Genomic DNA, 23,850 nt, shown 5'->3' with positions numbered 1-23,850 from the left:
CCGACACCCCTCCCCTCCTTCGCGGAGCACTCCCCCCGCCCGCTCCCCGCCCGGCATCCGACCCCCCGCCCCGCCACCGCGGGTGGGGAGCGGAGACGATGGCCGAGGTCGAACGGCTGCCCCTGGGGCCGCGAAGGGTGACACCCCCACCCACGGCGAGCGCGAAGCGACTCTCCGCACCCGGACACCCCTTCCGTTTCCGGGGTGTTTCCACATCTTTATCCAGGGCGTCTGCAAAGCCTTTCAAAGCCTGCAAGTTATTGCTAACGTCACATCACCACGCACGCCCGCGACGGACCCGGTCGGCCGGTGAGCCGCGTGCACCCCACCTCCTCCAGTCCTCCCGAAAGGAAGACACCATGAGATCCCGCAGCGCTTCAGCGGTCGCCGGTATCGCCGCGATCGCCCTGACGGCGACCGCGTGCAGCGGCGACGGTTCCGAAGGGGGCGACGGCGGCGCCGCCGAGGGCACCCTGGTCATCTGGTCCGACCCCGAGCGCGCCGACGCCATCCAGAGCGCCGCCGCCGCGTTCGCGGAGGCCAACGGCATCGAGGTGGACGTCCAGGGGCTGACCTTCGACGACATCCAGGGCGACCTCCTCAACGCCCACCAGGCGGGCAACGCCCCCGACGTCTTCATCGGCGCCCACGACTGGACCGGCAACCTCGTCCGCAACGGTGCCGTCTCCCCGGTCGAGCTCACCGGCGACCAGGCGGGGGGCGTGGACGAGACCGCCGTCGAGGCGCTCACCTACGACGGGCAGCTCTTCGGCGTCCCGTACTCGCAGGAGAACATCTTCCTGATGCGCAACACGGCGCTGGCCCCCGACGCCCCCGAGACCTTCGAGGAGCTCGTCGAGATCGGCACCGAGCTCAAGGACGCGGGTGACACCAGCGAGGTCCTGGCCATGGCGGTCGGCCAGGAGGGCGAGCCCTTCCGGATGAACGCCCTGTTCACCTCGGCGGGCGGGTACCTGTTCGGGCAGGACGACACCGGCACCTGGGACCCCACCGACCTCGGTGTGGGCTCGGACGCGTCCGTCGCGGCCATGGAGAAGATCGCCGAGTACGGCGAGGACGGCGAGGGCGTGCTCCGCCGCTCCATCGACGTCGAGAACGACGCCAACCTCTTCTACGAGGAGGAGGCGCCCTTCTTCGTCGCCGGACCGTGGAACGTCGGTGACGCCAACGAGGCGGGCGTCGACTTCGAGATCAGCCCCATCCCCGGCTTCGAGGGCGAGGCCCCGGCCAGCCCCTACATCGGCTACCACGCGTTCTTCGTCACCGAGGGCAGCGCCAACAGCGCCATGGCCCAGGAGTTCGTGACCAACTACGTCACCTCCACCGACTTCATCCTCAGCCTCTACGAGGCCGACCCGCGCACCCCCGTGCAGAACGAGGCCCTGGAGTCCGTCTCCGCCGACGACGCCACCATCGCGGCGATCGCGGAGGCCGGCGCGGACGGCATGCCGATGCCGTCCATCCCGGAGATGGGTGAGACCTGGGACCCGCTGGGCCAGGCGCAGGCCCAGGCGATCGCGGGCGGGGACGTCCGCGAGGCCATGGAGGCCGCCCACGACACCATCGCCGAGCAGATCGGCCAGTAGAGGTGGCCGCTTCCAGCCGTGACGGAGCGGGCGCCCCCTCACCCGGGGCGCCCGCGCGTCCCCCGCTGCCCGGGGGACGGTTCGCCGCCAACGGGTCGCTCGCCGGCCAACTCGTCAGGATCGCCCTGCTCAGCGTCTTCACCGCCTTCGGCGTGTGGGCGGTCCTGCCGCTGTACGTGGCGGGCAACTGGTGGGGCATCGGCCTGGTCGCCGTGGTGGTCGGCCTGGTCTACTACGTCTACCTGTCCAAACGCGCGGTCCCGGCGAAGTACCTGGTCCCGGGCGTCGTGTTCCTCCTGGCCTTCCAGATCCTTCCGGTGCTCTACACGATGAGCACCTCGGTGACCAACCTCAGTGACGGCCACCGGGGCGACAAGGCCCAGGCCATCGCCGCCATCGAGGCCTTCTCGGTCACCCGGGACCCCGACTCGCCCGAGTACGTGCTCACCGTCGCCACCACCGGCGACCCCGGGACCGGAGAGCTCGCCTTCCTGCTCACCGACGGCGAGGGGCACGCGTACGTGGGCACCGCGGACGGTCTGAGCGACCTCTCCGGCGCCGACGTCGACCCGGCCGGGAAGGTCACCGACGCGTTCGGCTACACGATCCTCAGCCCCACCGAGGTGAACGCGCGCAGCGACGAGCTCCAGGAGTTCGCGGTCCCCACCGGCGACGGTGCGGGCATCCGCTCCAGCGGCCTGTCCAGCGCGTTCGAGGGCAGCGCCGTCCGGGTCTACGACCAGGGCTGCGACTGCGTGACCGACACCGAGACCGGCGAGGTCCACACCGCGGACGACGAACGCGGCGCCTTCTACAACGAGGACGGGCAGCGGCTGGCGCAGGGCTGGCAGGTGAACGTGGGCCTCGACAACTTCGCCCGCTTCCTGCTCAACCCGACCTTCGCCGGGTCGTTCTTCGGCATCCTGCTGTGGAACCTGGTGTTCGCGGCCTCCGTCACCGGTCTGGTGTTCGTGGTGGGCCTGGCGATCGCCCTGACCCTGCACGTGCCCAGGATGCGCGGCAGGGTGCTCTACCGGGTCCTGGTGATCCTGCCGTACGCCATGAGTTCGCTGGCCATGTTCCTGCTGTGGCGGGACATGTTCAACACCGACTTCGGCCTGTTCAACCGGATGCTGGGGCTCCAGATCGACTGGCTGGGCGACGTGTGGACCGCCAGGGCCGCCGTCATCCTCGCCAACGTGTGGCTGGGCTACCCGTACATGTTCCTGGTGGCCACCGGGGCGTTGCAGGCCATCCCGCGTGAGCTGGGGCAGGCGGCGCAGATCGACGGCGCGGGTCCGTGGCAGGCCTTCCGACACGTCACCCTGCCGCTGCTCATGGTCGCCATGACCCCGATCCTCATCGCCACGTTCGCGTTCAACTTCAACAACTTCAACGCGGTGTGGCTGATCACCAGGGGCGGCCCGTTCTCGCCGGACAACCCGACGGCGGGCGGCACGGACCTGCTCATCACCTACACCTACCGGCTGGCGTTCAACGAGGCCACGGCCCAGTACGGGTACGCGGCGGCGCTGTCGGTGATGATCTTCCTCATCGTCTCCGTGATCTCCGTGGTCAGCCTGAGCCGGAGCAAGGCCCTCAAGGAGGTGGACCGATGACGGTCGGCGATCCCGAAACGGTGCGCGCGCCCCACACCCGGAGCGGCGCCGCCCGGTTCGCGCTGTGGGCCCGCCGCCTGGGGTGGCGGCACGCGGTCATGCTGGTGGTCGTGGCCTTCGCGATCTTCCCCGTGATGTTCGTGGTCTCGGCCGCGCTCAACCCCCTCGGCACCCTGAGCAGCGCCCAGATGTGGCCGACCGGGGCGAGCCTGGACAACGCCCGGGACCTGTTCCGGAACACGCCGTTCACCACCTGGTACGCGAACTCGCTGTTCTTCGCGGCCACCAACGCGGCGGTGACGGTGCTGTTCTCGGCACTGGCGGCATACGCCTTCAGCCGGATGCGGTTCCGAGGGCGCAGGGTCGGCCTGGTCGGTCTGCTCGTCATCCAGATGTTCCCGCAGTTCCTGGCGATCGTGGCCATCTACCTGATGTTCTCCACCATCGGTGAGCTCTACCCGGCGGTCGGTTTCGACACCCGGTGGGGTCTCCTGCTGGTGTACCTGGGCGGTGCGCTGAGCATCAACACGTGGTTGATGAAGGGCTTCTTCGACACGGTGCCGAAGGAGCTCGACGAGTCGGCGCAGATCGACGGCGCGACCCACGCGCAGGTGTTCTTCCGGATCATGCTGCCGCTGGTGACCCCGGTGCTGGCGATCGTGGCGCTGCTGGTGTTCGTCTCCACCATCAACGAGTTCCTGATGGCGAGCGTGTTCCTGCGGGACACCGACGCCAAGACGCTGGGTCTGGGGCTGTACCAACTGGTTGCCTCACAGCGCAACGCCAACTTCGGGATGTTCGCGGTGGGCGCGCTGATGCTGTCCCTGCCCACGCTGATCGTGTTCTGGTTCCTCCAGCGCTACATCAGCGACGGCCTGACCGCCGGGGCGGTCAAGGGGTAGGGCCCGCACGGCACACGACGAGAGGGGCGCTCCCGGCGGGAGCGCCCCTCACTGTGCGGGCCGGTCCCGGTCAGCGGTGCGCCGACCGGGGCCGTCCTACTTCTTCTTCTTGTCCTCGGCACCACTGGTGTCTGTGGACAGCGCGGAGATGAAGGCCTCCTGGGGCACCTCGACCCGGCCGACCATCTTCATCCGCTTCTTGCCCTCCTTCTGCTTCTCCAGCAGCTTGCGCTTACGGCTGATGTCGCCGCCGTAGCACTTGGAGAGCACGTCCTTGCGGATGGCGCGGATGTTCTCACGGGCGATGACCCGGGCGCCGATGGCGGCCTGGACCGGGACCTCGAACTGCTGCCGGGGGATGAGCTCACGCAGCTTCTTGGTCATCTCCACGCCGTAGGCGTAGGACTTCTCCTTGTGGACGATCGCGGAGAACGCGTCGACCGGCTCGCCCTGGAGGAGGATGTCGACCTTGACGAGGTCTGCCTTCTGCTCACCGATGGGCTCGTAGTCGAGGGAGGCGTAGCCCTTGGTGCGGGACTTGAGCGCGTCGAAGAAGTCGAAGACGATCTCCGCCATGGGCAGCGTGTACCGCATCTCGACGCGGTCCTCGGACAGGTAGTCCATGCCCTGGAGCTCGCCGCGGCGGTCCTGGCACAGCTCCATGATCTGACCGATGTAGTCCGAGGGGCTCAGGACCGTGGCCTTGACCATCGGCTCGTAGATCCCGTCGATCTTGCCGGTGGGGAACTCGCTCGGGTTGGTCACCACGTGCTCGGCGCCGTCCTCCATGTCCACGCGGTAGATCACGTTGGGCGCGGTGGAGATGAGGTCGAGGTTGAACTCGCGCTCCAGCCGGGCCCGGGTGATCTCCAGGTGGAGCAGGCCCAGGAAGCCGCAGCGGAAGCCGAAGCCCAGGGCGGCGGAGGTTTCCGGCTCGAAGGCCAGGGCGGCGTCGTTGAGCTGGAGCTTGTCCAGGGCGTCCCGCAGCACCGGGTAGTCGGTGCCCTCGATCGGGTACAGCCCCGAGAACACCATGGGCTTGGGTTCCTGGTAGCCGCCGAGCATCTCGGTGGCGGGCTTGGACAGGGAGGTGATGGTGTCACCCACCTTGGACTGGCGCACGTCCTTCACGCCGGTGATGATGTAGCCGACCTCGCCCACGCCCAGGCCCTGGCTCTTGGTGGGCTCGGGCGAGCTGACACCGATCTCCAGGATCTCGTGGGAGGCCTTGGTGGACATCATCTGGATGCGCTCGCGCGGGCTGAGGTGGCCGTCCACGACCCGCACGTAGGTGACCACGCCGCGGTAGGTGTCGTAGACCGAGTCGAAGATCATCGCGCGGGCCGGGGCGTCGGCCCGGCCGACGGGCGGCGGGATCTGGTTGACGATCTCGTTGAGCAGGTCCTCGACGCCCTCACCGGTCTTCGCGCTGACCTTGAGCACGTCGGAGGCCTCACAGCCGATGATTCCGGCGAGCTCCTCGGCGTACTTCTCGGGCTGCGCGGCGGGGAGGTCGATCTTGTTCAGGACCGGGATGATGGTGAGGTCGTTGTCCAGCGCCATGTAGAGGTTGGCGAGGGTCTGGGCCTCGATGCCCTGCGCGGCGTCGACCAGCAGGATCGCGCCCTCACAGGCGGCCAGGGAGCGCGACACCTCGTAGGTGAAGTCCACGTGGCCGGGGGTGTCGATGAGGTCGAGGGTGTACGTGCGGTCGTCCAGCGCGGTGAACGGGATGCGCACGGCCTGCGACTTGATCGTGATGCCGCGCTCGCGCTCGATGTCCATGCGGTCCAGGTACTGGGCCCGCATCTGACGGTCCTCGACGACGCCGGTGATCTGGAGCATCCGGTCGGCCAGCGTCGACTTGCCATGGTCGATGTGCGCGATGATGCAGAAGTTGCGGATCAGCGCGGGATCGGTCCAGTTCGGCTGTGCCACCGTGCTCCGTTCACAGGGTTGGGTGTGGGTCGTCGTGCGCCTGGGGTGGCGCCGCCCCGCCGGGCTCGTGGATGGCAGGGACCATCCGGCCACGGCATCGTCCATCATCCCACGGCGCCGAGACCGTCCTCACCGGAGTCGGCCGGCGAGGATACGGCAGTATGGGCGCGAGCGCGGGACCTGGGTCCAGATTATGCGACCTGGGACCGGAAACGGGCGATGCGGCTGCCCAGGGGACCAGGGCGCCGGACGAGAGCGGGTGGCGTACGGGTGAAGTGGCTTCTGAAGCGGTTGCTGGCGGGTGTGGCGGCGGTCCTGGTCGTGCTGGTGGGCGCCGGTGCGCTGCTGGCCTACCAGTACTCGGGGTCACCCGAGGAGTGGGCCGCCTCGCAGGGCGCCGACGCCGCGTGGGTGGGCTCGTGGGAGGACACCGGTGCGTTGGAGGCGCTGCTGGACACCGGTGCGGTGAGCACGCTGTACGTGTACGCGGGCGAGGTGGACGCGGACGGCGCCGTGGAGCGGGTGCCGGACACCGGGGCGCTGCTGTCGTGGCTGGAGGCGCACCACCCCGACGTGGAGGCGCTGGCCTGGCTGCGGCACGTGGAGTCGGGCTCCTCGCTCATCCGGGACCGGTTCGACGCCCCGGCCAGGGAGGCCCTGGCTCCGGCCGTCGCCGAGGTCGGCGCGGACGGGTTCGACGGGGTGCACCTGGAGATCCGCCCGGTGACGGTGAACGACCCGTCCCTGCCCACCCTCATGGAGATGGTGCGCGAGGAGCTGGACGAGGACGCGCTGTTGTCCGTGCGGGCCCACCACGTGGAGCTGGCTCCGGGAGGCAGGGTTCCGTCCTTCGTCGCGGGCGGCGAGGAGAAGTACTGGTCCAAGGGGTACCTGGACCGGGTGACCGAGCACGCGGACGAGGTCGTGCTCCCCGGGGTGGGCGCGGACATGCCCACGGCGGGGTTGTACGGCGGGTTCATGGTGCGGCAGGTGACCGAGGCGGTGACGGCGCTGCGCACTCGCGAGGACGTCACCGTGAGGTTCGGGGTGCCCGCCTACGGGAGCGAGCAGTGGGGGCCGCTCACTGAGAACGAGACCGCGCTGACGGCCCTCGCCGCCGTCCGGCTGGGGATGTCCCGGGCGGAGGAGGTCCCCGAGGGCATGACCCTGGGTGTGTCCCTGTACCTGGTGGACGAGGCCGACGAAGGCGACCTGACCGCGTACCGTAACGCCTGGCTGTCCCCTGTGGGTGAGCCGTGACGGTTCCGAGTGGTCCGCCCGGTACGGCATACTGAGAAGTCCGTGTCTCGGACTTCCACGTTCGAATTTGAGCCCTGTGGACTCACACACACCCTGCGTCGGCGCCCACGCAGGCCTCTCATGGAACGGCTGCCCATGGGATGAGCCGCCTGTTCGACCGACGCGAAGATCACAGTAACTGGAGCACGTTTTCGCATGGCGAACATCAAGTCGCAGAAGAAGCGCATTCGGCAGAACGAGAAGGCTCGTGTCCGCAACCAGGCGGTGCGCTCTTCCCTGAAGACGGCCGTTCGGAAGTTCCGCGAAGCTGCCGAGGCCGGGAACGTCGAGCAGGCCGTCATCGCGCAGCGCGAGGCCGCTCGTACCCTGGACAAGGCCAGCAGCAAGGGCGTTATCCACAAGAACCAGGCCGCGAACCGCAAGAGCGCGATCGCCAAGCGCCTGCACGACCTTCAGTCCGCCTAGGGGCTCAAGGCACAAGGCTTCGTGAGGGCCCGGTCCACCAGGACCGGGCCCTTCGTCGTGCCCGGGCCCCGGGGCCCCTGATCGGTCACGGATTCCCGGTCGGCCCGTCCGAGGCTCCCCGGAGGTACCGGCGACACGGGCGCGGGCAGGGTCCCGAGGCCAGGTCGCTCAACCCCTCGGAGTTGTCCACAGGTCGCCCGTGTGCCTGGAGCCGGGGCCCGACTCCTGGTTTGCTCGATATCGGGGGAGCCTCCGGCTCCGCCCGCGTCCGCCTGCCCGGAAGCTGCCCCGAGCCTCGCCCCGCGGAGTTGTCCACAGGTGGAAACCAGCCGGTGACAGGGCGGTCCGGCGTCCCTAGCGTGGGTTGTATGACCGCTTCGCGCCGGTCACGGCGCACACCTCCCCTGTCGGCCCCCGAGGAACGGCTCCGTGCCCTCGGGCTGGACTCCTCCCCCGCCCTCCCGCCGCAACGCGACCACGCTCCACGCCCCGCTCCCGCACCGGCGGTGGTGCTCCCCCGGCCGCCCTACGCGGTGGACGGGTCCGATTCCCCCTACCTCCCTGAGGGCCGGGCCTCGGTGGGGAGCGGGCACTGGAGTTCTCCGTCCCCGCCCGGCCCCCTGTGGAACGGAACCGCGGGGCCGCCGGACGAGGCGGTGCTGCTGCCGGAGGACCCCCTCGACCCGGAGACGGCACCCACCGTCCGGATCACGCCGGACGCCCTGGCCGTACCCCCTGTCACGGAGGCCCCGGCTGCGCGTCGAGTCCCTCCGGATACCGCCCCTCCGGATGCCGCTTCCTCGGACACCGCCCCGGAGAACCACCGGAACGGCCCGTCCCCCTGGACCAGCGAGCTCACGGGACCGGACGCCGTGTTCGCCACGGCCCTCGGAGAGGGTGTCCCGGAACAGCGGCACCGCGAGGGTCCCCGGGAGGAGCACTCCACGAGCTGGGATCCGGGAGGTGCAACGGAGCCCGGGGCCCACGCGTCCGGAGGGCGCTCCGGTGTGGTCACGCCCTCCGTCCCCGCCCCGTCGACCGCGCACGCCCCCGCCCCTGGCCCCGACGTCCCGAGTGCGCCCGAGGGGAGCCTCGGGGCGCCTGCCGCCCCCGGGTCGGCGGAGACCCCGGAGCCTCCGCCCGACGAGGACGCGGGCGGACGGCACCGGCGCGGTGCGGCGGCGGTTCGCCCCCCGTCCGGGTACACGGAGCTGACCCCGGAGGCGCCCGACTCGGTCCTGGACCGGGTGGCCGAGCGTTGGGGCGCCCGCTCGTCCCTGTCACGGCGCGCGGTGGTCGCCCTGCTGGTGCTCGGACTGCTCGCCGTCGCGGGAGCCCTCCTGGTCGTGCGTGACCGCCCCGAGGAGGTGGTCGTGACCGAGCTGGCGAGCCAGGCCTCCCCGGCCGGACGGGACGGGGCCGAGCAGCCCGGGTCCGGGGATGACGACGCCGGGAGTGGCGCCGCCGGGAGTGGCGCCGCCGGGAGTGGCGCCGCCGAGGAACCGGGCGCGGACGTGGTGGTGCACGTGGGAGGTGAGGTCGTCAGGCCCGGCCTGTACACCATGCCCGGCGGATCACGCGTGGCCGACGCGGTGGAGGAGGCGGGCGGTCCGCTGCCCGAGGCCGACCTGGATCTGGTCAACCTGGCCCGTCCGTTGACGGACGGGGAGCGCGTCCTGGTGGGGGTCCCCCAGCCGGACGGGGCGTCGGGTGAGGGCCCCGAGGGCGGCGGTCCCCTCGTCAACCTCAACCTCGCCGGGCAGTCGGAGCTGGAGACCCTTCCCGGGATCGGGCAGAAGAAGGCCCAGCAGATCCTGGCCCACCGGGAGTCGCTCGGCGGCACGTTCGGCTCCACCGAGGACCTGCTGGGCGTCGACGGCATCGCGGAGAAGACGTTCAGGAGTCTCGAACCCCACGTGACGGTGGGGTGAGGCGGGGTGGTCAGCTGGCTGGGCACCGACGCCCACGGGCTGGACCGGCCACCGGATCTCCGGCTGCTCCTGCCCTCCGTCGCCGCCTGGTCGGCGGCCCTCGGCGCGCTGGCCGCACCGCCGTGGTTGGCGTGGTCGTTCGCGGGGGTTCTGGGCGGCGCCGCGCTGGTGGCGCTCCTGGTGACGCACCCCGTGGCGGAGTCGTCGGCGTTGGCGTTGGTCGCCACGCTGGCCTGCGGCGCGACGGTGGCGGCGGTGGCCGGGGTCCACGTCCACCGGACGGCCGTCAGTGCCGCCTCAGCCGCAGTGGAGCACGGTGGGGAGACGGCCTTCCGCGCGGTGGTCTCCACCGACCCCCGTGCCAGGGCGGGGCTGTCGCGTCCGGGCCGGGCCGCGTGGGTGGTGCCCGCGCGCACCGCGTGGGTCCGGGTGGACGGCGTGGAGCGCGCGTCGCGGGCGCCGGTGGTGGTGCTGGCCTCCGGGGACGGGTGGTCGGACCTGCTGCCGGGCCAGTCCTTCGAGGCACGCGGTGCCTTCCTGGGCGCGGACGACGACCGGTTGACCGCCGCCCTGGTCCTCGTTCGGGGACCCCCGGAGCGGATCGGTGAACCCGGCGGCCTCCAGGAGTTCGCCGGTGGCGTCCGTTCCGGCCTGCGCGAGGCGTCGGCCGGGCTGTCCGCACCCGAGCGGGGCCTGCTTCCCGCACTGATCGTCGGTGACGTGTCGGCTCTGCCGGAGCGCACGGCCGAGGACTTCCGGGCCACCGGGATGACTCATCTGCTGACGGTGAGCGGCGCCAACCTCGCGATCCTCACGGGGTTCGTCCTCGGGGTGGCACGGTGGGCGCGTGCGCCCACCTGGTGCTCGGTGCTGGGCGGCGCCCTGATGATCTGGGTGTTCGTCCTGGTGTGCCGACCGGAGCCGAGTGTGGTGCGGGCGGCGTTCATGGGGTCGCTGGGACTGCTGGCGTTGGCCACCGGGCGCGCGCAGGCGGGCATGAGAGCCCTGTGCGTCACGGTGGTGGGGGTGCTGTTCGTGGCGCCCGGCCTGGCCGCGTCCTACGGGTTCGCGCTGTCGGTGCTGGCCACAGCGGGCATCCTGGTGCTCGTGCCCGGCTGGGCGCGGGCCTGGTCCTCGCGCTGGCCGCGCCCGGTGGCGGAGGCCCTCGCCGTCGCGGTGGCGGCCCAGGTGGCGGTCGCGCCGGTGCTGGTGCTGCTGTCCGGCGAGGTGTCCTGGGTGGCGGTCCCGGCCAACGTGCTGGCCGCGCCCGTGGTGGCGGTGGTGACCGTGGCGGGTTCGGTGCTGACCGCGCTGGCCTCGGTGTGGCCCGGGGCCGCCGCGTTCCTGGTGCCCCTGCCCGGTCTGGGGGTGTCCTGGATCGCCCTGGTGGCCGAGACCGGGGCCCGGGTTCCCTATGGCGCGCTGCCCTGGCGGTCGGACGTGGTGGGCGGTCTGTTGTTGGCCGTGGTGCTGGTGGTGTTCCTGGTGACCCGGGGCCGGACCCGGCGGGTGCTCGCCGCCGTCGCGGTGACCGTGCTGGTCCTGGGGCTGGCCGCGCGGTGCGTGCCCGGTGGGTGGCCACCGGCGGGGTGGGCCGTGGTCGCCTGCGACGTGGGGCAGGGGGACGCCTTCGTCCTGGCCGTCGGACGGGGAGAGGCGGTGGTCTTCGACACCGGGGACGACCCGGACCTGGTGGACGGCTGCCTGCACCGGCTGGGGGTCCGGACGGTGCCGCTGCTGGTCCTCAGCCACGACCACGCCGACCACGTCGACGGAACGCCCGGCGTGCTGCGGCAGCGGAGGGTTCCGGCGGCGCTGGCACCTCCGGGGTTCGGTGAGGGGGAGGCGGGGCGGCTCCTGGCCGAGGAGGGAGTGGAGCTGAACGAGGCGGAACGGGGCCAGCGGTTCCGGGTGGGTCCGTGGCTTCTGCGGGTGCTCTGGCCGGAGGAGGGGTTCGTGGGATCGGTGAACGACACCTCCGTGGTGGTCCGCGCCGACGGCCCGCAGATGTCGGTGCTGCTCACCGGGGACATCGAGGTGGAGGCGCAGAGCGCGTTGCTACGCGAGCCGGAGCCGGAACTGCTCTCGGTGACGGTGCTGACCACCCCGCACCACGGCGCGAGCACCCAGTTCCCGGCCTTCCTCACCGCCACGGACCCGACGGTGGCGGTCACCTCGGCCGGTCGGGAGAACTCCTACGGCCACCCGACCCCGTTCACGGTGGGCGTGCTGGAGGAGGTGGCCCGGGTGCACGCCCGCACGGACCTCGACGGGGACGTGGCCGTCCTGGGCGGACCGGTACGCGTGGCCACCCGTGGCCCGGACCCGGGCACCGGTCCGCAGGGGTGATCCGGGGCGGGGAACCGGTGATCGGGCACCGGTTGGTCGGTGGGGCGTGGCATCCTCGTTGTATGCCTGCACCCGCCCTCATCACGCTCATCGTCGGCGACGAGGAGCTCCTCGTCGACCGTGCCGTGGCCGCCGTCGTCGCCTCGGCCCGCGAGGAGGACCCCGAGGTGGACGTCCACGACCTCGTTCCCTCCCAGGTGGGACCGACCACCCTGGTGGAGGTCACGTCCCCCTCGCTCTTCGGTGACCGCCGGGTGGTGGTGCTCCGGTCCTCCCAGGACCTGGTCAAGGACCTCGCGGCGACCGTCACCGACTACCTGGGGTCGCCCGCCGACGACGTGTTCATGGTGCTCACCCATGCGGGCGGCGCCAAGGGCAAGGCGTTGCTCCAGGCGGCGGTGAAGGCCGGGGCCCGGCGGGTGGACTGCAAGGGACCCACCAAGGGGCCCGAGCGGGTGGCCTTCGTCAAGGGCGAGTTCTCCTCGGCTGGTCGGCAGATCACCGGGGACGCCGCACAGGCCCTGGTGGACGCGGTCGGCACCGAGCTGCGCGAGATCGCGGCGGCCTGCACCCAGCTGATCGCGGACACCGAGGGCAGGGTGGACGCGGCGGCGGTGGCCCGGTACCACTCCGGCAGGGCGGAGGCCTCCGGGTTCACCGTCGCGGACCGCGCCGTGGAGGGGCGCCTGCCCGAGGCCCTGGAGCAGCTGCGCTGGTCGCTGGCGGTGGGCACCGCCCCGGTGCTCATCAACAGCGCCCTGGCCGGTGCCGTACGCGGGATCGCGGTGGCCGCCCAGCCTCCGCGCGGTGTGAACGAGGCGGAGCTGGCCAAGCGCGCCAAGGTGCCGCCGTGGAAGCTGCGCACCCTGCGCCAGCAGGCACGCGGGTGGAGCGCCGCCGGGGTGACCCGTGCGATGGCGGTGATCGCGGAGACCGACGCGCTGATCAAGGGCGCCGGACGCGATCCCGAGTACGCGCTGGAGCGCGCGGTGATCGAGATCGCCCGCGCCCGGGGCACCCGCTGAGCGGAGCGGCGCCGCACCGCCCGCCGGACTCCGACCCGGTTCCGGCTCGCGCCGCGTCCACGCGCCCGGGGGTCCGGACGGGGCTCAGTGGATGGTCCGGCCGCCCTGCCACACGCGCAGCGTGTGCAGGCCCATCGACCACGCGAAGGCACCCTCGTGGTCGGCGTCCCACTGCACCAGGTCGGCCAGCATGCCCGGGGCGATCATGCCCCGGTCGTTGAGGCCCAGGGCGTGCGCGCTGCCCGCCGTGGCGGCGTTGAGCGCCTCCTGGACGGTCATCTCGAACATCGACACCGCCAGGGAGATGACCAGCGGCATGGACGTGGTGCCGGACTGACCCGGGTTGTGGTCGGTGCCCAGGCCCACGGGGACACCGTGGTCGAGCAGGGCGCGCACCGGCGGGGTACGGCGCTCGTGCAGGGCGGTGGTGGGGCAGGCCACCACGGGTGTGCGGGTGGACGCCAGAGCGAGCAGGTCCTCGTCGTCGGCCTCGTGGACGAGGTCCACCGAGGAGCAGCCGAGTTCGGCGGCCATCCGGACGGCGCCGTGCCGTGGCCGCGAGCAGGCGTGCAGGGTGGTGCGCAGGCCCACCGACTGGCCCACGCCCAGGAGCATGTGGGCGTCCTCGGTGGTGAACTGCTGGTTGTCGCAGTAGACGTCCACGCCGTCGGCCCCGGCCATGGCGGCGTCGCTGAGCCAGGAGGCGGCGGTGGCCACGTACTCCTTGGGACGGCCGAAGAACTCCGGCGGGACCCCGTGCGCGGGGAAGAACGTGACGTGCAGCCGGGGCATCCCGGGTTCCTCCTCAAGGGAGCGCAGCAGGCGCACGTCCGCGAGCTCGCCGTCCCGGGTGAGGTGGTAGCCGGTCTTGGCCTCCACGGTGGTGCTGCCGGACAGCACCCAGTGCCGGAGCCGTTCCCGGACCGCGTTGCACAGCGTCCAGGGGTCGGTTCCCCGGGTGATGGTGACGGTCGTGGACACCCCGCCGCCCGCGGCGAAGATGTCCGCGCGGGTGGCGCCCTTGGCCCACATGTTGACCTCGGCGTAGCGGTCGCCCGCGTAGACGGGGTGGCAGTGGGCGTCGACCAGGCCGGGCGTGACGAGTCCGCCGCCGATGTTGACGACCTCGTCGACCTCGGTGAGGTCCTCCATCACTCCGGGGATGCGCTGGGGGAGCTCGGCCGCGTGACCGACCCAGGCGATCCGGTCGTCGTCCATCAGGATGGCGGCCTTGGTGAGCAGCTCGATCCCTGTCCACAGCCGACCGATGTTGGTGAGGAGTACTACCGTCATGGGGTGGTCCGCCCTCGCCGGTCAGATCCGCCGCGGGACGCGCGGAGCAGGGACGTGGCGTGCACGGGCGGGCATGGCGACCTCGTATCTGGAAACGATTCCGACAGGGCCGTGGGCGACCCGGAGTCGCCTCGCGGTGCCGTGACAGTGGGGGTTCGCATCGGCCCGGGGGGACAGCGATCACTGCCGGCCAGTGCTCCAAAACCGTAGTCCATCCTCGGAGCCCGTGTACACCTCCCCGAGGGGACGAATGCGAGCGTTACCGAGCGAAACTCGCAAGCCCGCAGCGTGATGAAGACCACCCGGACCCTCCCTGAGCTGGCCTTCCTTCTCGCGATCGAGCTCCGATCGTGTTCCTCGGGAACGTGAGTGCCGCTGGCGCGGCTCCCCGGGAGTCCGTGGTCGCGACACGACGCGGCCGGGACGTCCCGTGGACGTCCCGGCCGCGTGTTCGCCCGTGCCGGGTCTCAGGCGTTGCTGGGCGCGTACTCGTCGAGCTTGGCGGCGAGCAGTTCGGGGACGAAGGCGTGCAGCGCCGTCCCGTCCCCGGTGTGCTCCTCGCTGAGGATGCGGCCCTCCTCGTGCACCCGGGCGATGAGGTCGCCTCGCGAGTACGGGACCAGGGCGCGCACCTCCTTGGCGAGCTCCGGCAGCGCCTCGGCCAGTGCCGTGACCAGCTCGGGCACACCCTCACCGGTGCGCGCCGACACCTCGACCAGGTCGGGGTAGCGGGTACGCAGCGCCCTGAGCGTGTCCGGGTCGGCGGCGTCGACCTTGTTCACCACGATGAGCTCGGGCACGTCCACGGCCTCGATCTCCGCGAACACCTCGCGGACCGCGCTGATCTGCTGCTCCGGGTCGGGGTGGGCGCCGTCGACCACGTGCAGGATCAGGTCGGAGTCGGCCACCTCCTCCAGGGTGGAGCGGAACGCCTCGACCAGCTGGTGCGGCAGGTGCCGGACGAAGCCCACGGTGTCGCTCAGGGTGAAGCCGCGACCGTCGGGCGTGCGGGCCTGACGGACGGTCGGGTCCAGGGTGGCGAACAGCGCGTTCTCCACCAGCACCCCGGCGCCGGTGAGCCGGTTGAGCAGGCTGGACTTGCCCGCGTTGGTGTACCCGGCGATCGCCACCGAGGGCACCTCGCGGCTGCGGCGAACGTCCTTCTTGACCTCGCGCGCGGTCCGCATGTGGGCGAGCTGACGGCGCAGCTTGGCCATCTTGTCGTTGATGCGTCGGCGGTCCGTCTCGATCTTGGTCTCACCGGGACCGCGCGTGCCGACGCCGCCGCCCGCACCGCCACCGCCGGAGCCGCCCGCCTGTCGGGACAGGGAGTCACCCCAGCCGCGCAGTCGCGGGAGCAGGTAGTTGAGCTGGGCGAGTTCGACCTGGGCCTTGCCCTCGCTGCTGCTGGCGTGCTGGGCGAAGATGTCGAGGATCAGAGCGGTCCGGTCGACCACCTTGACCTTGACGACGTCCTCCAGCTGGCGCAGCTGGCCCGGGGTGAGCTCGCCGTCGCAGATGACGGTGTCGGCGCCGGTGGCCTCGACGATGTCGCGCAGTTCCGCGGCCTTGCCCTTGCCGACGTAGGTCGCGGGATCGGGCTTGGAGCGGCGCTGGGTGAGTCCTTCGAGGACGAGGGCGCCCGCCGTCTCGGCGAGTGCGGCCAGCTCGGTCAGTGAGTTGTCGGCGTCGGTCTGGGTCCCCCTGGTCCAGACGCCGATGAGCACGACCCGCTCCAAGCGCAGCTTCCGGTACTCGACCTCGGTGACGTCGGTGAGCTCGGTGGAGAGCCCTTGGACGCGGCGGAGCGCGTGCCGTTCGGCCAGCTCCATCTCGCCCTGGTCGGGCGTGTGGCCCTGGTCCTCGTAGTGGTCACCGCCAGCGGCTCCGCCGCCGACGGTGCTCTCCTCACGGAAGTCGTCCTCGCTGTGGGCCTGGTGCCCCGCGCGGTCGCTTCCGTGGGTGTCAGCTGTATTCATATCCCTCCAGGTGGGTCAACGCATGTGCCGCCATGGTTCTTCCCGGAGCGGGTACGACGGCCGTGGTCACGATGCTCGCACCTCCGCTCGGGCAGGGCATCCGAATTATCGCAGGGAACGTGACACAGGCCATGTGTCCGCGCGGACGCGTGAGATCCTTGGAGTAGCTCCAACACTCAAGAAGCGCAGATCTTCCGTCGGAACTTTGGACATACTTCCGCCTTGATGAAGATCTTCACTGATCAAGCACGTGAGTGACGTTGACCGCTCGACATCAAGATAGTAGCTTCATTTCCACATCCCAGAAGCTTGTTTCGTATTGCGGAAGGTTATCCATGGGCGCCACGCACGGGGTCGAGATCACCGGCCCCCTCAACGATCGGTTCGACGAGATCCTCACCGAGGACGCCCTCGCCCTCGTCGCCGAGCTGCACCGCACCTTCGAGTCACGCCGCCAGGAACTGCTGGCCGCGCGCCGGACCCGCGAGGAGCGGATCGCCGCCGGCGAGGACCTCGACTTCCTCCCCGAGACCCGGCACATCCGCGAGGACGACAGCTGGAAGGTGGCTCCGGCCGCCCCCGGCATCACCGACCGCCGCGTCGAGATCACCGGTCCCACGGACCGCAAGATGACCATCAACGCGCTCAACTCCGGCGCGAAGGTGTGGCTGGCCGACTTCGAGGACGCCAACACCCCGCTGTGGGAGAACATGATCCAGGGGCAGCTCAACCTGCGTGACTCCCTGGACCGCGAGATCGACTTCACCTCCCCCCAGGGCAAGACCTACGCCCTCAAGGACGACTCCGAGCTGGCCACGATCGTGGTCCGCCCGCGCGGCTGGCACCTGGACGAGAAGCACGTCCTCGTCGACGGCCAGCGCACCAGCGGCGGCATCGTGGACTTCGCGCTGTACTTCTTCCACAGCGCCAAGCGCCAGATCGCCAAGGGCAGGGGCCCCTACTTCTACCTGCCGAAGATGCAGAGCCACCTCGAGGCCCGCCTCTGGAACGACATCTTCGTCCTGGCCCAGGAGCGTCTGGGGATCCCGCGCGGCACCATCCGCGCCACCTGCCTGATCGAGACCATCCCGGCCGCGTTCGAGATGGAGGAGATCCTCTACGAGCTGCGCGAGCACTCCGCCGGTCTCAACGCCGGTCGCTGGGACTACCTCTTCAGCATCATCAAGACCCACCGCACCCGTGGTCGCGGCTTCCTGCTGCCCGAGCGCAACGCCGTCACCATGACCGCACCGATGATGCGCGCCTACACCGAACTGCTGGTCAAGACCTGCCACAAGCGCGGCGCCCACGCGATCGGCGGCATGGCCGCCTTCATCCCGTCCCGCAAGGACGAGGAGGTCAACCGGAACGCCTTCGCCAAGGTCCGCGACGACAAGTCCCGCGAGTCCGGCGACGGTTTCGACGGCTCCTGGGTCGCCCACCCCGACCTGGTCCCGATCGCCCGTGAGATCTTCGACGGCGTCCTGGGCGACCGCCCCAACCAGATCGACAAGCAGCGCCCCGAGGTCGAGGTGTCCGCCGCCGACCTGCTCGCCGTGGACCAGACCCCCGGCGGCGTGACGCTCGCCGGTCTGCGCGGCAACGTCAACGTCGCCCTCCAGTACCTGGCGGCGTGGATGGGCGGCAACGGCGCGGTGGCCATCCACAACCTCATGGAGGACGCCGCCACGGCCGAGATCTCCCGGTCCCAGATCTGGCAGTGGCTGCACAACGACGTCACCCTGGACGGCGGCGAGAAGGTCACCGCCGACCTGGTCAGGCAGATCATCGGTGAGGAGCTGGCCGCCATCCGCGAGGCCCTCGGCGCCCACTTCAACGAGGACCTGTACAAGCAGGCCAGCGAGCTCTTCACCGAGGTCGCGCTGGACGACGACTACGTCGACTTCCTGACCCTGCCCGCCTACGAGCGCATGCCGTAGCCGACCGGAACCCGTCCAGCGCGGCCAACCTGGACGGATCGGGCCGGTCCACCGAGTCCGACTCGCGGACCGCCCCGCACCGGTTTCACAAAACGAAATACCGTTTCCACCGTGCCCCTTGCCTCGGCAGGGGGCACGGTCGTACGGTCCCCTTGCGAGGCCGCAGTCGGAGAGCGCCACCCCCAGCCGTGCTCTCCGGACGGAACCGGGAGGCGCCCATGACCACGTCCGCACCCGACACGCCCACGGTGCTGGCCACCCTGATCCCCCGGCTGCGTGAGATCTGCGGTGACGACGGCGTCCTCACCGATCCCTCCCAACGGCGCGTCTACGAGAGCGACGGCCTCACCTACCACCGCGCCACCCCGGGTGTCGTGGTCATGCCGACCACCACCGAGCAGGTCGCCGCCGTGATTCGCCTCTGCGCCGAGCACCGCGTCCCCTTCGTCCCGCGCGGGGCGGGCACCGGTCTGTCCGCGGGCGCGCTCCCCCACGCCGAGGGCGTCCTCCTCGTCACCTCCCGCATGCGCCGCGTCGTCGAGATCGACGTGGAGAACGAGTGCGCGGTGGTCGAACCGGGTGTGGCCAACCTCGACGTCACCCGGGCCGCGAGCCCCCACGGCTACTACTACGCACCCGACCCCTCCAGCCAGCAGGTGTGCTCGGTGGGCGGCAACGTCGCGGAGAACTCCGGCGGCGCCCACTGCCTCAAGTACGGGTTCACCGTCAACCACGTGCGCGGACTCCAGATCGTCACCCCGGCGGGCGAGATCGTCGAGCTCGGCGGCAAGGCACCGGGCGCGCACGGGTACGACCTCATCGGGGCGTTCGTCGGATCCGAGGGCACCCTGGGCGTGGCCACCCGTGTCACCGTGTCCCTGACCCGCTCCCCCGAGAAGACCGTGACCCTGCTGTCGGCGTTCACCTCGCTGGACGCGGGTGGCGAGGCGGTGAGCGCTATCATCTCCGCCGGGGTGCTGCCGTCCGCCATCGAGATGATGGACGCCCTGGCCATCGAGGCCGCAGAGCGCGCCGTGGCCTGCGACTACCCCGAGGGAGCGGCCGCCGTTCTGGTGGTGGAGCTGGACGGCCCCGCCGAGGAGGTCGACGCCCAGCTGGAGAGGGTCACCGCCCTGTGCGCGGACGCGGGTTCCTTCGAGACCCGCGCGGCCAGCGGCGCCGAGGAGCGCGCCCTCATCTGGAAGGGCCGCAAGTCCGCCTTCGCCGCCGTGGGCCGGATCAGCCCGGCCTACATCGTGCAGGACGGGGTGGTACCGCGCACTTCGCTGGGCGAGGTGCTGGGGCGGATCGCCGCGCTGTCGGCGGAGTCCGGCATCCGGGTGGCCAACGTGTTCCACGCCGGAGACGGGAACCTGCACCCGCTCGTGCTGTTCGACGACTCCGAGCCCGGCGCGGGCGAGCGCGCCGAGCGGGTGTCGGGGGCGATCCTGGACCTGTGCATCGAGCACGGCGGGTCCATCACCGGGGAGCACGGGGTGGGCGTGGACAAGGCGTGCAAGATGCCCCGCATGTTCGACGACGCCGCGCTGGAGACCTTCGACCTGTTCCGGAGGGCCTTCGACCCGGACGGGATCGCCAACCCGGAGAAGCTCCTGCCCACACCGCGCCTGTGTGGCGAGCGGCCGGGGGTGCGCACCGGGGTGCACCCGCTGGTGGAATCCGGCGAGGCCGAGCAGTTCTGAACCGCCGGGCCGCGGCGGAGTGACGACGAGGGCCGGGAGGCCGAGGGTGAACCTGGATGTCGATGGCTGTGACCTGAGGGAGGCGACCGTTGAGGACGCCGTGTGCGGGGTCGTGCCCCGGTACGTGGCGGCGCCGTCCGACACCGACGCCCTCGCGGGCGTGATGGCGGCGGCGCACCGGAGCGCGCTCTCGGTGACCGTGCGCGGTGGAGGCACCGCACTGGACTGGGGCGGGACACCGCGCTCCCTCGACCTGCTGGTGGACGTCTCCGCGCTCTCCTGGATCGACCACATCGCCGGTGACCTGGTGGTGGAGGTCGGTGCGGGCACCCCGGTGGCCGACCTGTACGCGGTCCTGGCCTCGGCCGGGCAGCGACTGTCCTACGACCCGGTCCGGCTCGGCTGCACGGTGGGCGGAGCCGTGGCGACGGGGGTGAGCGGCCCGCGCCGTCTGCTCTCGGGAGCCCTGCGCGACCTCGTGATCGGGATGACGGTGGTGCGCGCGGACGGGGTGGTGGCCAGCAGCGGCGGCCGGGTGGTCAAGAACGTGGCCGGGTACGACCTCGCCAAGCTGCACACCGGCGGGTTCGGCACGCTCGGTGTGATCGCGTCGGTCGCCTTCCGCCTGCACCCCCTCCCGGAGTCCCTGCGGGTGGTGAGCGCGCGGGTGTCCTCCCGGTCGCGGGCCGAGGAGGCCCTGGCCGCGTTGCGGGCGACCTCCGTGGTGCCCTCGGCCGTGGAGCTGGACTGGCCCCCCGAGGGCCCCGGACGACTGGACGTGGTGCTGGAGGGGACCCCGGCCGGGCTGGAGGCACGCGCGGGGAGGACGGTGCGGGCCCTGGCCGAGAACGGCGCCGACGGCCCGCCCACGGTCCGCGAGGAGTTGCCCGAGGGCTGGGGCGTGCTCCCCGCCGAGGGCACCCTCGCCCTGGTCACGACCCCACCGGCCCAGAGTGTCGCGGCCGCCGCCTGGGTCGCGGAGGTCTCCGGGGCGGTCGACGCGGGCGCGCGCACGCAGGGTTCGGCCTCGACCGGGTCCCTGGTCGTGTCCTTCCCCCCGGGAACCGCCCCGGAGCGGATCGGGCTGGTGGTCGACGGCGTCCGGTCGGCCACCGAGCATCCGCTGGTCCTGCTGCGTTCCGAACCGGACGTGCGCGCCGCCGGGATCAGCCCGTGGGGCGAGGTCCCCGGCCTGGGGCTGATGCGCGCGGTGAAGGACTCACTCGACCCCGGGCACCGCCTCTCCCCCGGCCGGTTCGCCGGGGGGATCTGAGCCACCCGACCCGCCACCCGCCCGCCTCGACACCAGGGAGCCCCGTGACCGACCTACCGACCGAACCGGCCAGCGGTGGACCCGGCGAGCGCGAACGGCTCTTCGGTGACCTGCTGAACGACTGTGTGCACTGCGGTTTCTGTCTGCCCACCTGCCCCACCAACGTGTTGTGGGGCCAGGAGATGGACTCCCCGCGCGGACGCATCCACCTCATGGGGCAGATGCACGAGGAGGACGTGCTCACCGAGACGGCGGTCGGGCACTTCGACAACTGCCTGGGCTGTCTGGCGTGCGTGTCGTCGTGCCCCTCCGGGGTGGCCTACGACGCCCTCATCGAGCACACCCGGTACCGGGTGGAGGAGGAGCACCGACGGTCCCCCGGCGAGCGCGTGCTGCGCGGGGCCGTGTTCTCGCTCTTCCCGCACCGGGGGCGGCTCCGGGCGCTGCGCGGGCCGTTGCGCGCCTACCAGGCGAGCGGAGTCTCCGCGCTGGTTCGCAGGTCCGGGCTCCTGGACCGGATCTCACCGACCCTGGCCACCATGGAGCGGATCGCCCCGCCCCTGTCCGCGCCCCCTCCCCCGCTGCCCGAGCTCGTCCCGGCGGTCGGTGAGCGGCGCGCCCGGGTGGGCATGCTCGTGGGCTGTGTGCAGGGCGCGTTCTTCCCCGAGGTCAACACGGCCACCGCCCGGGTGCTGGCCCTGGAGGGCTGCGAGGTGGTGATCCCGCGCGCCCAGGGGTGCTGCGGGGCGCTGTCGGGGCACTCGGGGCGGCTCGGCGAGGCGGCGGACTTCGCGAAGGGCCTGATCGAGGTGTTCGAGGCCCGTCAGGTAGACCGCGTCGTGGTGAACTCCGCCGGGTGCGGGTCCAGCATGAAGCACTTCGACCGGACCCTGGACGAGGCGGGGGCGGGACCGGCGTGGGTGGAGCGTGCCCGGGCGGTCGCGTCGAAGGTGGTGGACCTGACCGAGTACCTGGTGGCCCTGGGCCCCCGCGCCGAACGCCATCCGATCCCGCTCCGGGTGGCCTACCACGACGCGTGCCACCTGTCCCATGGCCAGGGGGTGACCCGCCAGCCGCGTGAGCTGCTCCGCCAGATCCCCGGCCTGGAGGTGGTCGACCTGCCCAACAAGGAGGTCTGCTGCGGTTCGGCGGGGGTGTACAACCTGTTCAGGCCGGAGGCCGCGAGCGAACTGGGCGACCGCAAGGGAGCGGACGTGGCCTCCACCGGGGCCCGGGTGCTGGTCTCGGGCAACCCCGGGTGCTCCCTCCAGATCGCCTCCGCCATGGAACGCGCGGGTTCGCCGGTGGCGGTGACGCACACCGCCCAGATCCTGGACGCCTCCCTGCGCGGCCTGGACACGCGAGCCCTTCTCCACCCGCCTCGCTCCTAGCCTCTCCGAAGGCCCGGTGCTCCGTTCCACGGAGCACCGGGCCTTCGGCATGTCCCTCCCATGCGGGTTCGGTCCTCACCCAGCGCCATCGACGTCGTGGGAGCGCAGCCAGCCCAGGACCGAGAACCGGAAAAGAAGAACACCCACCACGAGAGCACCACAAAGAACGAACAGGTCGAATCAGGAATTTCCCTCATATACACGATCCGAGAGAAGTGCAATTCGCGCGGAGCGCGATTCGAGGTGCCCCAAAATCCGGAAGAGATCACCTTCCGATCCGCATTCTCATGTCCGCATCCGGTCATAATCATCTCGAACGTCAACCAGACCAGGGACACCCAACGACCTGCGGAAGAACACGAATCGTGCCCCACTGGAGCGGATTCGAACGATTTCCTCGGACGACAGAAAGGAACACCCCAGAACCCCCTGCCAGCTGGGAAAACGTTGACCGGATCCAGACCCTCCAACCGGAGACCGAGCGACTTGACATCCCACACGAAGGGTCCTTACTTTTTTCTTGCGGACGAAAGTCCGTGTCGAATCCCCCAAAGAAGGAATCATGAGCAGAACAAAGAGAGTCCTCGCGACCCTGCTGATCACGGCTGGCATGGGCATGGCCAGCTCCGGAGTCGCGGCGGCGGCCGTCTCCCACGTCGGAGGAGGCATCTGGGACCGAGGCGTCGTTTCGGACCGCGTCTATTCGAACTACCTCCACGAAAGCAGGTGCCACGGGTCCACCGCCGTGGGTGTTCGCACCGTTCGTTCCGCCGACACCAGCGCGGGCCTCTGGTCGCGGGCGAGCGTCCAGAAGGCGTGGGTCAACAACCAGATGTACTGGCGCAACACCTGCGGCTGACGAATCAGGAGAATCCCCCATGACGTTCACCCAACACCTCGTCGTGACCGCCGTGCTGACGGCGGGAATCGCCGCCGGGTCGGCCTCCGCCGCCAGCGCGAGCGGCCCCGTCTGGAACCACGGCACCACCGGCTCCGGACTGGTCGGGACCAGCTACTCCCACTACTTCCATCCGTCCTCCTGCCACGGGGCCACCGCGGTGGGCAGGACCACCGTGCGTACCGCCGACATCGGCGGCGGGTTCTGGGCCCGCGCCGACGCGCCCAGGGCCATCGCCAACAACCAGGCATACCGACGTACCTGCTGATCCCCCGCC

Annotated in this window: 17 protein-coding genes; 14 read left to right on the top strand and 3 right to left on the bottom strand. The window is 71.2% G+C overall.

The features are described 5' to 3' along the window. The first annotated feature begins 359 nt into the window (after positions 1-359). Genes ACRWK8_RS16830 through ACRWK8_RS16820 form a run of 3 tightly spaced genes read left to right on the top strand, consistent with a single transcriptional unit; the run spans position 360 to position 4,128 of the window. On the top strand, positions 360-1,607 hold the full coding sequence (locus tag ACRWK8_RS16830) for a sugar ABC transporter substrate-binding protein (RefSeq protein WP_431871395.1): 1,248 nt from the start codon (positions 360-362) through the stop codon (positions 1,605-1,607). Between the two features lie 2 nt (positions 1,608-1,609). Next, positions 1,610-3,226 carry an ABC transporter permease subunit gene (locus tag ACRWK8_RS16825; protein ID WP_431871393.1) on the top strand — a complete coding sequence of 539 codons (1,617 nt, stop codon included), beginning with the start codon at positions 1,610-1,612 and terminating at the stop codon, positions 3,224-3,226. Continuing rightward, positions 3,223-4,128: a sugar ABC transporter permease gene (locus tag ACRWK8_RS16820; RefSeq protein ID WP_431871391.1), complete on the top strand. Its 906-nt coding sequence runs from the start codon at positions 3,223-3,225 to the stop codon at positions 4,126-4,128. Before ACRWK8_RS16825 ends, ACRWK8_RS16820 begins: the two co-directional genes overlap by 4 nt. A gap of 96 nt (positions 4,129-4,224) precedes the next feature. Here ACRWK8_RS16820 and lepA read toward each other — a convergent pair whose 3' ends face one another. Further along, complete coding sequence (lepA, locus tag ACRWK8_RS16815) at positions 4,225-6,066, bottom strand: translation elongation factor 4 (protein ID WP_378736999.1); 1,842 nt, start codon at positions 6,064-6,066, stop codon at positions 4,225-4,227. A 270-nt stretch (positions 6,067-6,336) separates the two neighbouring features. On the opposite strand from lepA, the gene ACRWK8_RS16810 reads away from it, so the two are divergent. The 5 genes from ACRWK8_RS16810 (at position 6,337) to holA (ending at position 13,096) form a co-directional block, all read left to right on the top strand. Then, positions 6,337-7,326 carry a hypothetical protein gene (locus tag ACRWK8_RS16810; protein ID WP_431871388.1) on the top strand — a complete coding sequence of 330 codons (990 nt, stop codon included), beginning with the start codon at positions 6,337-6,339 and terminating at the stop codon, positions 7,324-7,326. A 195-nt stretch (positions 7,327-7,521) separates the two neighbouring features. Next, positions 7,522-7,791, top strand: coding sequence for a 30S ribosomal protein S20 (gene rpsT / locus ACRWK8_RS16805; protein WP_378737003.1), 270 nt, complete (start codon positions 7,522-7,524; stop codon positions 7,789-7,791). 368 nt (positions 7,792-8,159) lie between these two features. Next, entirely contained in the window at positions 8,160-9,722 is a 1,563-nt protein-coding gene (locus ACRWK8_RS16800) for a helix-hairpin-helix domain-containing protein (protein ID WP_431871386.1), read from the top strand. Between the two features lie 6 nt (positions 9,723-9,728). Continuing rightward, positions 9,729-12,071 carry a ComEC/Rec2 family competence protein gene (locus ACRWK8_RS16795; RefSeq protein WP_431871384.1) on the top strand — a complete coding sequence of 781 codons (2,343 nt, stop codon included), beginning with the start codon at positions 9,729-9,731 and terminating at the stop codon, positions 12,069-12,071. Positions 12,072-12,133: 62 nt separating this feature from the next. Continuing rightward, complete coding sequence (holA, locus tag ACRWK8_RS16790) at positions 12,134-13,096, top strand: DNA polymerase III subunit delta (RefSeq protein ID WP_378737009.1); 963 nt, start codon at positions 12,134-12,136, stop codon at positions 13,094-13,096. Between the two features lie 84 nt (positions 13,097-13,180). Here holA and ACRWK8_RS16785 read toward each other — a convergent pair whose 3' ends face one another. Both ACRWK8_RS16785 and hflX read right to left on the bottom strand, forming a co-directional pair. After that, positions 13,181-14,389, bottom strand: coding sequence for an amidohydrolase family protein (locus tag ACRWK8_RS16785; protein ID WP_378737011.1), 1,209 nt, complete (start codon positions 14,387-14,389; stop codon positions 13,181-13,183). Positions 14,390-14,856: 467 nt separating this feature from the next. Then, positions 14,857-16,368, bottom strand: coding sequence for a GTPase HflX (gene hflX / locus ACRWK8_RS16780; RefSeq protein ID WP_431871382.1), 1,512 nt, complete (start codon positions 16,366-16,368; stop codon positions 14,857-14,859). A gap of 335 nt (positions 16,369-16,703) precedes the next feature. Between hflX and aceB the strand changes: the two genes are divergently transcribed. The 6 genes from aceB to ACRWK8_RS16750 all read left to right on the top strand — a co-directional run bounded on the left by aceB (position 16,704) and on the right by ACRWK8_RS16750 (position 23,841). Further along, complete coding sequence (aceB, locus tag ACRWK8_RS16775) at positions 16,704-18,308, top strand: malate synthase A (protein ID WP_378737015.1); 1,605 nt, start codon at positions 16,704-16,706, stop codon at positions 18,306-18,308. Between the two features lie 218 nt (positions 18,309-18,526). Then, positions 18,527-20,011 (top strand): FAD-linked oxidase C-terminal domain-containing protein, encoded by a 1,485-nt coding sequence (locus ACRWK8_RS16770; protein ID WP_378737017.1) that lies wholly within the window; start codon positions 18,527-18,529, stop codon positions 20,009-20,011. Positions 20,012-20,057: 46 nt separating this feature from the next. Next, a complete protein-coding gene (locus tag ACRWK8_RS16765) occupies positions 20,058-21,284 on the top strand; it encodes an FAD-binding oxidoreductase (protein WP_431871379.1) in 1,227 nt (408 codons plus the stop codon). A 44-nt stretch (positions 21,285-21,328) separates the two neighbouring features. Beyond that, positions 21,329-22,675 (top strand): (Fe-S)-binding protein, encoded by a 1,347-nt coding sequence (locus ACRWK8_RS16760; RefSeq protein WP_431871377.1) that lies wholly within the window; start codon positions 21,329-21,331, stop codon positions 22,673-22,675. 562 nt (positions 22,676-23,237) lie between these two features. After that, positions 23,238-23,534: a lactococcin 972 family bacteriocin gene (locus ACRWK8_RS16755; RefSeq protein WP_431871375.1), complete on the top strand. Its 297-nt coding sequence runs from the start codon at positions 23,238-23,240 to the stop codon at positions 23,532-23,534. A gap of 19 nt (positions 23,535-23,553) precedes the next feature. Next, entirely contained in the window at positions 23,554-23,841 is a 288-nt protein-coding gene (locus tag ACRWK8_RS16750) for a lactococcin 972 family bacteriocin (RefSeq protein ID WP_431871372.1), read from the top strand. The last annotated feature ends 9 nt before the right edge of the window (positions 23,842-23,850 follow it).

The organism is Nocardiopsis eucommiae (assembly GCF_965344335.1).
GTDB lineage: Bacteria > Actinomycetota > Actinomycetes > Streptosporangiales > Streptosporangiaceae > Nocardiopsis > Nocardiopsis eucommiae.
This window is presented reverse-complemented; position numbering and strand designations above follow the sequence as displayed.

What these genes read in the sequence shown, in the direction of transcription:
- holA (WP_378737009.1), top strand. Translation starts at nt 12,134, where the DNA reads ATGCCTGCACCCGCCCTCATCACGCTCATCGTCGGCGACGAGGAGCTC.
- rpsT (WP_378737003.1), top strand. Translation starts at nt 7,522, where the DNA reads ATGGCGAACATCAAGTCGCAGAAGAAGCGCATTCGGCAGAACGAGAAG.
- ACRWK8_RS16770 (WP_378737017.1), top strand. Translation starts at nt 18,527, where the DNA reads ATGACCACGTCCGCACCCGACACGCCCACGGTGCTGGCCACCCTGATC.
- hflX (WP_431871382.1), bottom strand. Translation starts at nt 16,368, where the DNA reads ATGAATACAGCTGACACCCACGGAAGCGACCGCGCGGGGCACCAGGCC.
- ACRWK8_RS16830 (WP_431871395.1), top strand. Translation starts at nt 360, where the DNA reads ATGAGATCCCGCAGCGCTTCAGCGGTCGCCGGTATCGCCGCGATCGCC.
- ACRWK8_RS16820 (WP_431871391.1), top strand. Translation starts at nt 3,223, where the DNA reads ATGACGGTCGGCGATCCCGAAACGGTGCGCGCGCCCCACACCCGGAGC.
- aceB (WP_378737015.1), top strand. Translation starts at nt 16,704, where the DNA reads ATGGGCGCCACGCACGGGGTCGAGATCACCGGCCCCCTCAACGATCGG.
- ACRWK8_RS16785 (WP_378737011.1), bottom strand. Translation starts at nt 14,389, where the DNA reads ATGACGGTAGTACTCCTCACCAACATCGGTCGGCTGTGGACAGGGATC.
- ACRWK8_RS16750 (WP_431871372.1), top strand. Translation starts at nt 23,554, where the DNA reads ATGACGTTCACCCAACACCTCGTCGTGACCGCCGTGCTGACGGCGGGA.
- ACRWK8_RS16800 (WP_431871386.1), top strand. Translation starts at nt 8,160, where the DNA reads ATGACCGCTTCGCGCCGGTCACGGCGCACACCTCCCCTGTCGGCCCCC.
- ACRWK8_RS16755 (WP_431871375.1), top strand. Translation starts at nt 23,238, where the DNA reads ATGAGCAGAACAAAGAGAGTCCTCGCGACCCTGCTGATCACGGCTGGC.